Source organism: Caulobacter sp. 05T431, from assembly GCF_056665975.1.
Genome location: NZ_JBFTKU010000010.1, coordinates 18,616 through 32,048, shown reverse-complemented (window position 1 = coordinate 32,048; position 13,433 = coordinate 18,616). Strand labels below are relative to the sequence as shown.

The following is a 13,433-nucleotide window of genomic DNA, read 5'->3' as shown; positions in this document are numbered from 1 at the left end:
TTGTCCGAGATCGAGGCGAATGCGCGAACCTTTGTCGCTAAAGCTGCGTTGTGTGGCGTGCGGCGGGGGCGTTGCTCTACAAGGCCCGGATGTTTTCCAGTCTGCTCAACCGTCGCGCGGCGCTCGGCCGGCTGTCGCTGTCGGCCGTCCTGGCCCTGGCGCCGCGACTGGCCGCCGCGCAAGTCTTTTCGAATGGGGCGCCGGCCGTCGACGGCGCGGCCAGCGAGGCGTTCTCCGTCGAGGGGCTTCGCGACAAGGCCCGGGCCCTGGCCGCCGCGCCCTACGCCAAGCCGCCCGCGCCGCCGACGATCACCGGCCTGACCTACGACGAATATTTCCGCATCCGCTTCCGATCGGAGGCGGACCTGTGGAAGGATCGTCAGCCGCCGTTCCGGGCCGAGTTCTTCCCGCCGGCCTGGCTCTATCCCCGGCCGCTGCCGATCTATGAGGTGGCCGCCGGCCTGGCGCGGCCCATCGCCTTCGATCCGGCGATGTTCGACATCCCGGGCGAGCACGCCGACGTCGCCAAGGCCTGGAACGGTTTCTCCGGCTTCCGCCTGCTGTGGCCGCTGAACGAGGCGGGCAAGATGGACGAGGTGGCGGTGTTCCAGGGCGCCAGCTACTTCCGCAGCCTGGGCCGGGGACAGCGCTACGGCCTGTCGGCGCGCGGCCTGGCGATCGGGGCGGGCGAGCCGAACGAGGAGTTCCCCGACTTCACCGCCTTCTGGCTGGAGCGCCCCCCCATCGACGGCGACGCGGTGGTCGTCCACGCGCTGATGGACAGCCCCAGCTGCAGCGGGGTCTACAGCTTCACGATTCGGCCGGGCGAGGACGTGGTGTTCGACGTGGCCGCCAGCGTCTTCCCGCGCACGACCATGACCAAGGCGGGCGTGGCGGCCATGAGCAGCATGTTCCTGTTCAACGTCGCTGACCCGTCGCCCCTGCAGGACTACCGCACCGCCGTGCACGACAGCGACGGCCTCGCGATCTGGACGGGGCGGGGCGAGCACATCTGGCGGCCCCTGCAGAACCCCAAGGCCCATCGCCTCAGCAGCTTCCAGGACGAGGACCCCAAGGGCTTTGGCCTGGTCCAGCGGGCGCGGACCCTGGAGGACTTCGGCGACCTGCAGGCCCGCTACGACCTGCGGCCCAGCCTGTGGGTCGAGCCCCTGGACGCCTGGGGCGAGGGTGCGGTGCACCTGGCCGAGCTGGCGACCACGAAAGAGACCGACGACAACATCGCCATCTTCTGGCGACCCAAGGACCCGTGGAAGGCCGGCGGCCAGGTCGACCTGCGCTATCGCCTGCACTGGGGCCAGGAGCGCTTCGCCAGCCCCGACGCCCGGGCGTTCCGCACCCGCACCGGCGCCGACGCCCAGGCGGGCCTGCGGCTGTTCACGATCGACCTGCAGGGCGGGGCCCTGGCCGAGGGGCTGGACGGGGTGGCGATGGACCTCCAGGCCACAGGGGGCGAGATCGTCTGGAAGGACCTGTCGCCCTATCCCGACGAGGCGGCGGCCCGCGTGGCCTTTGGCGTGCGCCCCAAGGCGGCCAATGTCGACCTGACCCTGCGCCTGACGCGGGGCGACCAGGCGATCTCGGAGACCTGGAAGTACCTCTGGACGGCGTGAGGGGGCGGGCGTTTGCGCCCCGGTCCGCCCGCCGCTAGGCTCCCGCCGGCCCACGGAGGGAGAGATGGCGAAGTTCGTCTTCGGAATGGTCCAGTCTCTGGACGGCTATGTCGACCACACGGTGCTGCCGGCGCCCGGCCCCAAGCTGTTCCAGCACTTCATCGACTGGGTGGGCAGCCTGAGCGGCAGCGTGTACGGGCGCGTCGTCTATGAGCTGATGCAGTACTGGGACGAGGATCGTCCCGAATGGGGCCCGGCGGAACGCGAGTTCGCGGTGGTCTGGCGGCGCCAGCCCAAATGGGTCGTCTCGCGCACCCTGAAGTCGGTCGGTCCCAACGCCACCCTGATCGATGGCGATCTCGAGACGGCGATGCGCGACCTCAAGGCCCGGTACGAGGGCGAGATCGAGGTCGCCGGACCCAACCTAGCGCGGAGCCTCACCGACCTGGGCCTGATCGACGAATACCGGCTGCTTTATCGCCCCTTCGTGCTGGGGAGCGGCGCGCCCTTTTTCGCGGGGCCCCGACCGCCGCTGCGGCTGGTGTCCAGCGGCCCGGTGGGCGAGGACGCCTTCGCGCTGAACTACGTCCCAGCCTAGGCGCGCCGACGGCCACGCTTCAAGCTTGGTTAATGAATTCCAGTCACCGGTATCGCCCAAAGTACAGTCAACGACTCGGGGGAGCCGCATGAGCGCCAAGGACCAGCTCGACCAACGTCTGAGCTTCATGCGGTTCGATCATCGGTCGCGATCGGCGCTGCAGGCGGCCAAGCCGGTGTTGGACGCGGCGGTGCCCGAGGCTCTGGACAGCTTCTACGAGCAGCTGCGGGGCTTCGCCGAGACGCGGGCCCTGTTCAAGGACGGCAAGGGCGAGAGCGCCCAGGCCCGGCAGGTGGCGCATTGGCGACGGATGCTGTCGGGCGACCAGGGTCCCGACTACGTGGCGGCGGTCGAGCGCATCGGCCAGTCCAACGCCCGCGCCGGCCTTGAGCCGCGCTGGTCGATCGGCGGCTACGCCCTGGTGCTGGACAAGCTGATCCACGCGGTGCTGGGCAAGAAGACGTCCGCCAAGGGTATGTTCGGCGGCGCCAAGGCCGACGACGGCGCGGCCGACCAGGTCTCGGCCCTGGCCAAGGCCGTGTTCCTGGACATGGACCTGGCCCTCTCGGCCTATTTCTCCGTGCTGCTTGAGGAGCGTGACCGCCTCGAAGCCGAGCGCCAGGCGGCCGAGCAGCAGCAGGCCGCCGCCGTGGCGGCCCTGGGCGTGGCCCTGTCGCGGCTGGCCTCCGGCGACCTGTCGGTTCGGGTCGACGGCGCGCTGTCGCCCGAGTTCGAGCGCCTGAAGACCGACTTCGACAACGCCGCCTCGGCGCTGGACAAGGCCATGGGCGCGGTGTCGCGCGGGGCGCAGGACATCCGGGCCGGGACCGACGACATCGCCCGCGCCGCCGACGACATGGCCGAGCGCACCGAGCAGCAGGCCTCGACCCTGCAGGAGACCGCCGCGGCCGTCGAGCAGCTGACCGCCACGGTCGAACAGACCGCCAAGAGCGCCAAGGCCGTCTCGGCCCAGGTCCGCGAGGCCGCCGCCGACGCCCAGACCTCGGGCGAGGTGGTGACCCGCGCCGCCGAGGCCATGACCCAGATCGAGAGCTCCTCGGCCAAGGTCTCGCAGATCCTGGGCGTGATCGACGAGATCGCGTTCCAGACCAACCTGCTGGCCTTGAACGCGGGCGTGGAAGCCGCCCGGGCCGGCGACGCCGGTCGCGGCTTCGCGGTCGTGGCCCAGGAAGTGCGGGCCCTGGCCCAGCGCTCGGCCGAAGCGGCCAAGGAGATCAAGACCCTGATCGCCGACTCCAGCCGCCAGGTGGGCGAGGGCGTCGACCTGGTCGGCCGGACGGGCGAGGCTCTGCGCGGCATCGTCGCCAAGGTCGGCGTCATCGACACCCTGGTCGACGAGATCGCCGCCTCGGCCAACGAACAGGCCGCCGCCCTGGGCCAGGTCAACGTGGCGGTCAACCAGCTGGACCAGGTGACCCAGCGCAACTCGGCCATGGTCCAGCAGTCGACGTCGGCCGCCCACGCCCTGCGCGCCGAGGCCGCGGACCTCTCCAATCACGTGGGCGGGTTCCGCACCGGCTCGGCCCCGGCTTCGTCGCGCGGCAATCCCGTGCATGAAGCCCGCGAGCGCGTGGCCGCCTTCGCGCGACCGGGGCGGTAGTCCCGGTCCGGAGGGGGCGTCGCCGAACTTTGCTTTCCGCTTTTGCGGCGCGCCGGGCTATCAAGGCGGCATGGATCGTAGACGCAGAATCCTGATCGTCGGGGGCGGCACGGCCGGGTGGCTGACCGCGGCCTATCTGGCCAAGTCCTTGCGGATCGCCGAGCAGGCGCATCTGGAGATCACCCTGCTGGAATCGCCCGACGTCGGCATCATCGGCGTCGGCGAAGCCACGTTCCCGACCATCCGCACCACCCTGCAGTTCCTGGGGATCGACGAGGCCCGGTTCATCCGCGAGACCTCGGCCACCTTCAAGCAGGGCATCCGCTTCAACGACTGGGCCTGGGCGCCGGGAGAGGGCGGCGAGCGCCACCAGTACTTCCACCCGTTCGAGGCCCCGTTCTCGACCGACGGGACGAGTCTCGCGCCCTATTGGCTGCTGCAGAACGAGGCGACCCGCGCGCCGTTCGCCGAGGCCATGACCATTCAGGCTCGAGTGGCCGACGCCCAGCGCGCCCCCAAGCGGCTGCACGAGGGCAACTTCGCCGGACCCCTGAACTACGCCTACCACTTCGACGCCGCCAAGCTGGCCCAGGTGCTGGCCGAGCGGGCGCGGGAGCTGGGCGTGCGCCACCTGCAGGGCCTGTTGACGGGCGTGGAGCTGGACGCCACGGGCGCCATCGACCACGTGATCTCCGCCGAGCAAGGCCGGCTGGACGCCGACCTCTACATCGACTGCACGGGCTTCCGGGCCGAGCTGATCGGCCAGGCCCTGAAGGCGCCGTTCAAGTCGGTGCGCGACATCCTGTTCGCCGACCGCGCCCTGGCCTGCAAGATTCCGTACGAGCGTCCCGACTCGCCGATCCAGAGCTTCACGGTCGCCACGGCCCATGCCGCGGGCTGGACCTGGGACATCGGCCTGAGCAGCGGGCGCGGCGTCGGAACAGTCTATTCCAGCGACCACATGGCCGACGACGAGGCCGAGGCGGTCCTGCGCCGTTATGTGGGCGACAGCGTCGAGATCGCCCCGCGCCACCTGGCCTTCGACGCCGGCTACCGCACCAAGCAGTGGGTCAAGAACTGCGTGTCGGTGGGTCTGTCGGCCGGGTTCCTGGAGCCGCTGGAATCGACCGGCGTGGTGCTGATCGAGGCGGCCGTGGCGATCATCGCCGAGCTGTTCCCGCACAACGGCCCGATCAGCGCCCCGGCCTTCCGCTTCAACGAACTGATGACGGCCCGCTACGACAACATCATCACCTTCCTGAAGCTGCACTACTGCCTGAGCCAGCGGACCGAGCCGTTCTGGCGCCAGAACGCCGACCCGGCCTCGATCCCGGAGCGGCTGGTCGACCTCTTGGAGCAGTGGCGCTGGCGACCGCCCACCCGCTACGACTTCATCCTGGACCTCGAGACCTTCGCCTTCTTCAACTACCAGTACATCCTGTACGGCATGGGCTTCAAAACCGACCTGTCGCCGGGGCGCAGCGAGTTCCCCGACGTGGCGGGCGCCGAGAAGCTGTTCGCCAAGATCCGCACCTTCGGCGACCGGGCCACCCACGACCTGCCCAGCCACCGCGACCTGATCGCCCAGATCAACCGCTTCGGCTTCGACCGGCCGCTCGAACCGGCCTGAGGCCGGCCGGGGTCAGGCGAAGTCAGCCTCTTCGTACAGGGGGCGGATCTCGATCTCGCTCGGCCCGGGCATGGGATTGGGGCAGCGCTTCACCCAGGCGACCGCCTCGTCCATGTCCTTGACCTCCCAGAGCCAGAAGCCGGCCACCAGCTCGCGGGTCTGGGCGAACGGCCCGTCGACGACCGTGCGGCCGGGACCGTCGAAGGCGACGCGCTTGCCTTCCGACGAGGGCTTGAGGCCGTCGCCGTCCTTCATGACGCCGGCCTTCACCAGTTCGTCGTTGAACCGGCCCATCGCCTCCATCATCGCCATCGTCTCGGGCGTGGGGAAGAACCCCTTCTCGCTGTCTTCGGTCGCCTTCACGAGCACCATCACGCGCATCGTCCGTCTCCGTGTTCGAGCCGGCCGCATCGGCCTGGCGTCGAAACGACGAACGGGGCTTTCGGATGCCGACATATGGGCCCGTGGGCCGGCCAAAAAAATGCCCTCGCTCCGGCAGGAGAGCGAGGGCAGGGAAGCGACTGGGAAGTCGACTGGGACGTGTGTCAGGCGGCCTTGGCGACGGCGCCGTCGATGGCGTCCAGCTCGCCCGTCTCGCGGGCCTTCTTGCCGTAGACCACCTCGAACAGCGGGCTGGCCATCACCGTGGTGACGATCGCCATCAGCACCAGCATCGAGAACAGGGTCGGGCCGATGATGCCCTTCTGCAGGCCGATGTTGATGATGATCAGCTCCATCAGGCCGCGCGAGTTCATCAGGGCGCCGATGCCCATGGCCGTGTGGTGGTTCTCGCCGGTCAGGCGGGCGGCGGCGTAGCAGGCGCCCCACTTGGCCAGGATCGAGCAGGCCAGGATCCCCAGGGCGATCAGCAGCAGGGCCGGCGAGTTGACCATGTCCATCCGGGTGTTCAGGCCCGAATAGGTGAAGAACATCGGCAGCAGCAGGACGACCGCCAGCGGCTCGACCTTGCGCTTGAGCTCCTCGACCAGCTTACCGCGCGGCATGACCACGCCCATGATGAAGCCGCCGAAGATGGCGTGGATGCCCACGGCGTCCATCAGGAAGGCCGAGACGCAGAAGGCCATGATGACCAGGGCCAGCACGCCGGTGCTCATCTCGCCTTCGCGTTCGACGATGCGGCCCAGCGGAGCCAGGATCTTCGGGCCGAAGACGGTGACGAACGCCACCCAGGCCAGGCCGCCGCCGATGGCCAGCACCGCCACGCCGGGGCCGCCGCCGAAGGTGGCCAGCACCACGGCCAGCACGCACCACGAGACGGCGTCGTCGAAGGCGCCCGCGGTCAGGGACAGCGTGCCCAGCGAGGTCTTGGCCAGGCCGCGCTCGTTGATGATCCGGGCCAGCATCGGGAAGGCGGTCAGGGCGATGCAGGCGCCCATGAACAGGGTGGCCGCGCCTTGGCCGATGGTCGGGGCGAACAGGCCCGGGACCTTCAGCAGGAACGGCGTGATCATCGCCGCGATGATGAACGGCGCGGCGATGCCGGCGAACGACACGCTCATGGCGCTCTTGGCCTTGGCCTTGAAGTGGCCCGCCTGGAAGCTGGTGCCGACCATGAACATGTAGAGGCCCACGCCCAGCTGGGCGCCGACGTACAGGACGTTCTTGGTCTCCTTGGGGAACAGGGCCAGCTGGAAGTCGGGGAACAGCAGGCCCAGCAGGGATGGGCCCAGCACCACGCCGGCGATCATCTCGCCGACCACCTGCGGCTGCTGCAGGAACTTCTGGCCCAGCCAGCCGACGACGCGGCAGGCCAGGACGATGACGGCCAGTTGCAGGAAGAAGTGCACGCTGAAATCGCCCGGCGTGAAGCTGTGCGCGGCGACCTTCGTGGCCGGGCCGTGCGGCCCGAGTACGCCTGTCACGGTCGTGACGACGCTGGAAATGATGTCGGACACCTGTGTCCCCCCTGTTCGTAAACCCTCGGCGTTGACCGCCGTTGGTCCAAAGCCGCGCAGAAGGCGGTGAGGGGCGCAAGTCGAAAGAGCGTTTTTGACGCCCGTGTGCAGAAGATTGTTTTTGCTGGCTTATTTCCTGTTGCGAGAACGCCACAACGTAGTAACGTACCTACAAGACAGCCTTGTCAATGTAGGTATGTAGGCACGTGAAAATCGTCTCGAGTCGCGACTTCAACCAGGATGTCAGCCAGGCCAAGCGGGCCGCGCGGATCGAGCCGGTGTTCGTCACCGACCGGGGCAAGACCACCCACGTGCTGATGAGCATCGAGGCCTATCGCAAGCTGACCGGCCAGACCGAGACCATTGTCGACCTGCTCGCCATGGCCGCGCCGGTCGCGCTCGACGTCGCCGAGGTCCGCTCGACCGAGGCCTGGGACAACCCCGGAACCTGGCGCGGCTGATGTACCTGCTCGACACCGACATCGTCCTGGAACTACGCAACGCCAAGGCCGGCGGTACGGACCCGGGTCTGGCCGGCTGGGCGGCGGGCGTCGCCCGGTCCAGCCTGTTCATCTCGGCGATCACCCTGCTGGAGCTGGAGACCGGCGCGGCGCGGGTCGAGCGCAAGGACAAGGCGGCGGGGCAGGCGCTGCGGACGTGGTTGAATGACCAGGTGGCCGTCGCGTTCGAGGGACGCATCCTGCCGGTCGACGCCGCCGTGGTGCGGGGGCGGGGCCGCTTGCCGCTGGCCGACGCCCGCGACGCCCTCCTGGCCGCCACCGCCCTGGAGCACGGCCTGACCCTGGTCACCCGCGACGTCGCGGCCTTCAAGGTCACCCGGCTGAAGCTGTTCAATCCCTGGGGCTACAAGCCCGAGGCGCTGGACGACAGCGAGGACTGGGGCCAGGCGGCCAAGGCCGGGTCGCAGTGGCTGCGCAACATTTTCGTGCGGGGCTGACGCCCTACGGCTGACGCGACCGCTCGGCGCGGGCGGGGCAGGGGCGTGGGGTGTTCGCGGCGGCGTGAAGCTCGCCCTGCGAAAGGGGATTGGTCCGAGAGCGGACCTACCGGGCGACCGACCGCAGGCCGTGAACCAGCGCCTGGGCGGCGATCGCGGCCTGGGTGCGGTTGTGGACGTTGAGCTTGCGCATCAGCGCCGTCATGTGGGCCTTCACCGTGGCCTCGGCGATGCCGAGGTCGAAGGCGATCTGCTTGTTCAGCAGGCCTGAATTGACGCCTTCCAGCACCTTCAGCTGGGTCGGCGTGAGTTCCTCGAACGCCGCCTCCAGATCGCGGTCGATAACGCGGACTGCCGTCGTGCTCATGCTTGAACCCCTCTGTTTCATCCCAGCGCAGCCATCTTCGGCGGTGCGACGCCCGTCTGTTTTTCCGTTCGCCGATCGGAGTCGATGAACGTGGGTCGTGTTTCAGGATGGTAACGCTATCTGTTGGACAAGTTCAAGCGATTTGAAGAATGTGAACGTGAACATTTGTTTTTGACAGGCGTAATGTCGAAACCTGTCATACAGATTTGACGAGCCAAGACGAGTTGGCCAAGCTCGCCCCTGCGACGGCGGCGGCTGTCGAACGTGGAGATGGGTGGGATGAGCGAGGGCCGTTTGGCCGACAGGGCCTATACGGGCATCGTCGAGATGATCAACGCCGACGGGATGAAGGTCGGGGATCGCTTGCCGTCCGAGGCGCGCCTGGCGGAAATCTTCGGCATGTCGCGCACGATCGTGCGCGAGGCGCTGGTCCGGCTGGCCGCCGACAGCATCACCGAGCCGCGCCGCGGGGCCGGGTCGTTCGTGAAGAATCGCCCTTCGGACAAGCTGGGCGCCTACATGCCGCTGTCCGAACTGCCCTCGACCCTGGGCAGCTACGAGGTGCGCTTCGTGCTTGAGGCCGAGGCGGCGCGGCTGGCGGCGGCGCGGCGTTCGGACGAGGAGATGACCAGCATCGAGGAGGCGCTGTTGGATCTGCGCAAGGCGCTGCTATCGAACGCTCCGGCCCACGCCGAGGACATGGAGCTGCACCGCCGCATCGTTCAGGCCACCGCCAACCCCGCCTTCCTGCTGGCGTTCGAAGCGCTGCAGCCCGACGTCGACCGGATCATGCGCGCCGGCGTCGACATCTCGCGCTCACGGCCGCCCGAGGCGATCGCCGAGATGATGAGCGAGCATGAACTGATCGTCGAAGCGATCCGGGCCCAGGACGGCGACGGCGCGGCCCTGGCCATGCGCTGGCACCTCTCGCGCGGGCGGAAGCGGCTGATGCCCTAGGCGCGGGCCGCGTCGCCGGTCCGGCGCGACGCGTCGTGGCGGGCGCCGTCCAGCCAGGCCCGGGTGATGTCGCACAGCTGGTCTGGCGGGGCGGCGGCGTCGAGCGTGAACACCGCCTCGTCGGCGCCAGGGCGCTCCAGCGTGGCCAGTTGGCTGTCCAGCAAGCTGGCGGGCATGTAGTGGCCTGAGCGACTGTTGAGCCGCCGCAGCAGTTCGTCATGGCTGGCGTCCAGCAGCACGAAGCGGGTGGGGGCCCCGATGGCCTCGCGCAGGCGCTCGCGGTAGCTGCGCCTCAACGCCGAGCAGGCCGCCACGACCCGTCCCCTCGAGGCGACCGCCTCGCCGACGGCCTGGCCCAGGCGATCCAGCCAAGGCCAGCGGTCGTCGTCGTCGAGGGGGCGGCCGGCGCTCATCTTGGCGACGGCGCGGGCGTCGTGGAAATCGTCGCCTTCCAGGAACGGGCAATCCAGTCTGTCGGCCAGCAGGGCGCCCAGCGTCGATTTCCCGCTGCCGCTGACGCCCATGGCGATGATGGCGAGTCCGGCGGTCGGGGCGAGGCGGGATGGCGGCGGCAAGCGGCTTCCTTGAAAGCTGGCCGGCCCGCCGATCGAAGGGCAGGCTGACCGCACAGTGGAAACCGGTTTCTACCGGCCCGCCGACGGGGCGTAACTACGACCATGGTCGAGGATGGCCGGGGAGCGGCGATTCCTTATCGATAAGGGATTAGGGTGAGGAGAGTGGCATGAGAGCGGTCCTTCTGGCGGCGTTCCTGGGGGTTTCGACCCCGGCCCTGGCCTCCACCGGCTCCATCCTGCTCACAGCGCCCGACGATCCCCGCGCGATCACCGTCAAGGGCGTGGGCGACGGCCGAGCCGACGACACCGACGCCCTTCAAAAGGCCATCGACGCCGCGCGCGATCCCACCGGCCACGGCCTGGTCTTCCTGCCGTCGGGCCGCTATCGCCTGAGCCGCACGATCCTGGTGCCGCCGGGCGTGCGGGTCTTCGGTGTCGGCGCGACCCGGCCGGTCCTGGTGCTGGCCCCGAACACGCCGGGCTTCCAGAAGGGCGTGGGCACGATGATCGTGTTCACGGGCGGCGACCAGTACCAGGTCGGCGAGATCCCGGTGCCGGTGTCGACGGTGGTCCCGCCGACCGACAAGGTGCGCGACGCCAATTCGGGTACCTTCTATTCGTCGATGGCCAACGTCGACATCGAGATCGGCGAGGGCAATCCGGCGGCGGCGGGCGTGCGCTTCCGCATGGCCCAGCATGCCTTCCTCAGCCACATGAACTTCCGCCTGGGCTCGGCCTTCGCCGGTGTCTACCAGGCCGGCAACATCATGGAGGACGTCCACTTCCAGGGCGGCCGCTACGGCATCGTCACCGAGAAGACCTCGCCGGCCTGGCAGTTCACCCTGATCGACTCCAGCTTCGACGGCCAGCGCGACGCGGCGATTCGCGAGCACGAGGTCGACCTGACCCTGGTCAACGTGGCCATCAGGAACACGCCGGTGGGCGTCGACATCGACCGTGGCTACAGCGACAGCCTGTGGGGCAAGAACGTCCGGTTCGAGAACGTCTCCAAGGCCGGGGTCGTGATCTCGGCGGAGGACAGCGTCTTCACCCAGATCGGCTTCGACAACGCCGTGGCCAGCAACACCCCGGTGTTCGCGAGCTTCCGCGACAGCGGCAAGACCGTGGCCGGCAAGGGACGCGCCTACAAGGTGGCCTCGTTCACCTACGGCCTGACCCTGCCGGGCCTGGGCCAGATGGGCGAGTTCAAGACGGTCGCCGACGTGACGCCGCTGAAGGCCTTGCCGGCGACGTCCGCTCCGGCCCTGCGCGCTCTGCCGCCGGTCGCCGACTGGACCAACGTCAAGACCCTGGGCGTCAAGGGCGACGGCGCGAGCGACGACACCGCCGCCCTGCAGAAGGCCATCGACACCCATCGCGTGCTTTACCTGCCGATCGGCTTCTACAAGGTCACCGACACCCTGAAGCTGCGGCCCGACACCGTGCTGATCGGCCTGCATCCGGCCATGACCCAGCTGGTGATCCCCGACGACAATCCGCGCCACGCCGGCGTCGGGCCGGTCGCGCCGGTGGTTGAAACGCCCAAGGGCGGCGACAACCTGCTGGCGGGGATCGGCATCTTCACGGGGCGGGTCAATCCGCGCGCCTCGGCCCTGCTGTGGCGGTCGGGCGCGACCTCGCAGGTGACCGACGTCAAGATCATGGGCGGCGGCGGCACGCCCACCATGGACGGCAAGCCGCTGGGCGCGCTGCAGGCCCGCAGCGGCGACCCGGTGGCGGACGGGCGCTGGGACGGCCAATACCCCAGCATCTGGGTCACCGACGGCGGCGGCGGGACCTTCGCCAACGTCTGGAGCCCCAACACCTTCGCCTCGGCCGGCTTMTACATCAGCGACACCAAGACGCCCGGCCACATCTACGAGGTCTCGGTCGAGCACCACGTGCGCAACGAGTTCGTGCTCKACAATGTCGAGAACTGGGAATTCCTGGCGCCCCAGACCGAGCAAGAGGTCGGCGATGGCCCCGACGCCGTCTCGCTGGAGGTGCGCAACTCGCGCAACATCCTGTTCGCCAACTACCACGGCTATCGGGTCACACGGTCGTACCACCCGGCCGAGACGGCGGTGAAGCTGTTCAATTCCGCCGACATCCGCTTCCGCAACGTCCATATCAACGCCGAGAGCGGCGTGGCCCTCTGCGACAAGATCGGCTGTGGCACCTATCTGCGGGCCAGCAAGTACCCGTTCGAGAACGCCATCCAGGACAGGACCCGCAAGCAGGAGGTCCGCGAACGGGAGTTCGCGGTGCTGGACGTCGCCGGCGATCCCTCGCCCGTCGCTACGGCCGCCGACCCGAAGGTCAGGAAGCTGGAGACCGGCTTCTGGTCGATCTCCGGCGCCACGGTCGGCGCGGACGGCGCGCTGTACTTCATCGAGAAACGCTTCCAGCGGATCTACCGCTGGACGGCGGCCAAGGGGCTGGAGGTGGTTCGCGACCAGTCGCTGGACCCGACCAACCTGGCGATCGACGGCTCGGGCAAGCTGCTGGTGGTGTCGTCCTACGGCCCGCAGGCCAGCGTCTATTCGATCGATCCGGACGCTCCCAAGGACCAGATGACGATGATCGCCCCGACGCCGGCGGCGGCCCGCTCGGGCGCCAGAACCCTGCTGCCGGTCAACTGGTGGAACAACGGCGAGTTCCGGGACCAGTACGATCCGGCCACCGACCAGTTCACCACCCTGGCCCAGATGTTCGCCCGCGACGTCGGCGCGCCCAAGGCCCAGGAGTACGTCTCGCCCGACGGTAGCCTGTCTCTGCCCGCCTTCCGGGTGTGGCAGCAGGGACCGCCCGACCATGTCGGTTGGCGCTGGGCCGACAGCCTGCAGGCCAACGGCCTGATCGGCGGCGCGGTCGGCGAGCGGGTCTTCGTCACCAACGGCTMGGAGAACAAGACCTACAGCGGCCTGGTCGGCCCCGGCGGGACGCTGACCGACCTGAAGGTGTTCGCCGATCGCGGCGGCGAGAGCGTCGCGGTGGACGGCCAGGGCCGGGTGTTCGTCGCCAACGGCCAGATCTTCCAGTACGGGCCCGACGGCAAGCCGGCCGGCCGGATCGACGTGCCCGAGCGGCCGCTGCAGCTGATCTTCGGCGGGCCGGACAAGCGGACGCTGTTCGTCCTGACCCATCATTCGCTCTATGCGGTGACGCCGTAGGGGACGA

The 13,433-nt window shown here is 69.1% G+C and carries 12 protein-coding genes; 8 read left to right on the top strand and 4 right to left on the bottom strand.

From position 1 onward, the window contains the following. Positions 1-89 precede the first annotated feature (89 nt). The 4 genes from AC1U89_RS11050 (at position 90) to AC1U89_RS11035 (ending at position 5,480) form a co-directional block, all read left to right on the top strand. The gene (locus tag AC1U89_RS11050; protein ID WP_479899752.1) at positions 90-1,631 is read left to right on the top strand and encodes a glucan biosynthesis protein G; all 1,542 of its coding nucleotides are present in this window, start codon (positions 90-92) and stop codon (positions 1,629-1,631) included. Between the two features lie 64 nt (positions 1,632-1,695). Next, positions 1,696-2,229, top strand: a complete 534-nt coding sequence (locus AC1U89_RS11045) for a dihydrofolate reductase family protein (RefSeq protein WP_479899751.1) — start codon at positions 1,696-1,698, stop codon at positions 2,227-2,229. Positions 2,230-2,317: 88 nt separating this feature from the next. Then, positions 2,318-3,850, top strand: a complete 1,533-nt coding sequence (locus AC1U89_RS11040) for a methyl-accepting chemotaxis protein (RefSeq protein ID WP_479899750.1) — start codon at positions 2,318-2,320, stop codon at positions 3,848-3,850. 70 nt (positions 3,851-3,920) lie between these two features. Beyond that, positions 3,921-5,480, top strand: coding sequence for a tryptophan halogenase family protein (locus tag AC1U89_RS11035; RefSeq protein ID WP_479899749.1), 1,560 nt, complete (start codon positions 3,921-3,923; stop codon positions 5,478-5,480). Positions 5,481-5,492: 12 nt separating this feature from the next. Here the strand turns inward: AC1U89_RS11035 and AC1U89_RS11030 are convergent, their stop codons facing one another. Together AC1U89_RS11030 and AC1U89_RS11025 are read right to left on the bottom strand one after the other, a co-directional pair. Next, positions 5,493-5,861, bottom strand: coding sequence for a YciI family protein (locus tag AC1U89_RS11030; RefSeq protein ID WP_479899748.1), 369 nt, complete (start codon positions 5,859-5,861; stop codon positions 5,493-5,495). A gap of 164 nt (positions 5,862-6,025) precedes the next feature. After that, positions 6,026-7,396: a cation:proton antiporter gene (locus AC1U89_RS11025; protein WP_479899747.1), complete on the bottom strand. Its 1,371-nt coding sequence runs from the start codon at positions 7,394-7,396 to the stop codon at positions 6,026-6,028. Between the two features lie 206 nt (positions 7,397-7,602). Here AC1U89_RS11025 and AC1U89_RS11020 point away from each other — a divergent pair, with 206 nt between their 5' ends. Further along, entirely contained in the window at positions 7,603-7,857 is a 255-nt protein-coding gene (locus tag AC1U89_RS11020) for a type II toxin-antitoxin system Phd/YefM family antitoxin (protein WP_479899746.1), read from the top strand. Continuing rightward, a complete protein-coding gene (locus AC1U89_RS11015) occupies positions 7,857-8,354 on the top strand; it encodes a PIN domain-containing protein (RefSeq protein ID WP_479899745.1) in 498 nt (165 codons plus the stop codon). Before AC1U89_RS11020 ends, AC1U89_RS11015 begins: the two co-directional genes overlap by 1 nt. Positions 8,355-8,460: 106 nt before the next feature. On the opposite strand, the gene AC1U89_RS11010 is transcribed toward AC1U89_RS11015, so the two are convergent. Further along, positions 8,461-8,721 (bottom strand): helix-turn-helix domain-containing protein, encoded by a 261-nt coding sequence (locus tag AC1U89_RS11010; RefSeq protein WP_029915259.1) that lies wholly within the window; start codon positions 8,719-8,721, stop codon positions 8,461-8,463. Positions 8,722-9,000: 279 nt separating this feature from the next. On the opposite strand from AC1U89_RS11010, the gene AC1U89_RS11005 reads away from it, so the two are divergent. Further along, a complete protein-coding gene (locus AC1U89_RS11005) occupies positions 9,001-9,678 on the top strand; it encodes a FadR/GntR family transcriptional regulator (RefSeq protein WP_479899744.1) in 678 nt (225 codons plus the stop codon). Here AC1U89_RS11005 and AC1U89_RS11000 read toward each other — a convergent pair. Further along, positions 9,675-10,253 (bottom strand): gluconokinase, encoded by a 579-nt coding sequence (locus AC1U89_RS11000; RefSeq protein WP_479899743.1) that lies wholly within the window; start codon positions 10,251-10,253, stop codon positions 9,675-9,677. The genes AC1U89_RS11005 and AC1U89_RS11000 overlap by 4 nt on opposite strands. Before the next feature lie 167 nt (positions 10,254-10,420). Here AC1U89_RS11000 and AC1U89_RS10995 point away from each other — a divergent pair, with 167 nt between their 5' ends. Next, positions 10,421-13,426, top strand: coding sequence for a glycosyl hydrolase family 28-related protein (locus tag AC1U89_RS10995; RefSeq protein WP_479899742.1), 3,006 nt, complete (start codon positions 10,421-10,423; stop codon positions 13,424-13,426). Positions 13,427-13,433 lie beyond the last annotated feature (7 nt).

Excerpts from the sequence above, each read along its gene's own strand:
- AC1U89_RS11050 (WP_479899752.1), top strand. The coding sequence starts at position 90 with ATGTTTTCCAGTCTGCTCAACCGTCGCGCGGCGCTCGGCCGGCTGTCG.
- AC1U89_RS11045 (WP_479899751.1), top strand. The coding sequence starts at position 1,696 with ATGGCGAAGTTCGTCTTCGGAATGGTCCAGTCTCTGGACGGCTATGTC.
- AC1U89_RS11040 (WP_479899750.1), top strand. The coding sequence starts at position 2,318 with ATGAGCGCCAAGGACCAGCTCGACCAACGTCTGAGCTTCATGCGGTTC.
- AC1U89_RS11035 (WP_479899749.1), top strand. The coding sequence starts at position 3,921 with ATGGATCGTAGACGCAGAATCCTGATCGTCGGGGGCGGCACGGCCGGG.
- AC1U89_RS11030 (WP_479899748.1), bottom strand. The coding sequence starts at position 5,861 with ATGCGCGTGATGGTGCTCGTGAAGGCGACCGAAGACAGCGAGAAGGGG.
- AC1U89_RS11015 (WP_479899745.1), top strand. The coding sequence starts at position 7,857 with ATGTACCTGCTCGACACCGACATCGTCCTGGAACTACGCAACGCCAAG.
- AC1U89_RS11010 (WP_029915259.1), bottom strand. The coding sequence starts at position 8,721 with ATGAGCACGACGGCAGTCCGCGTTATCGACCGCGATCTGGAGGCGGCG.
- AC1U89_RS11005 (WP_479899744.1), top strand. The coding sequence starts at position 9,001 with ATGAGCGAGGGCCGTTTGGCCGACAGGGCCTATACGGGCATCGTCGAG.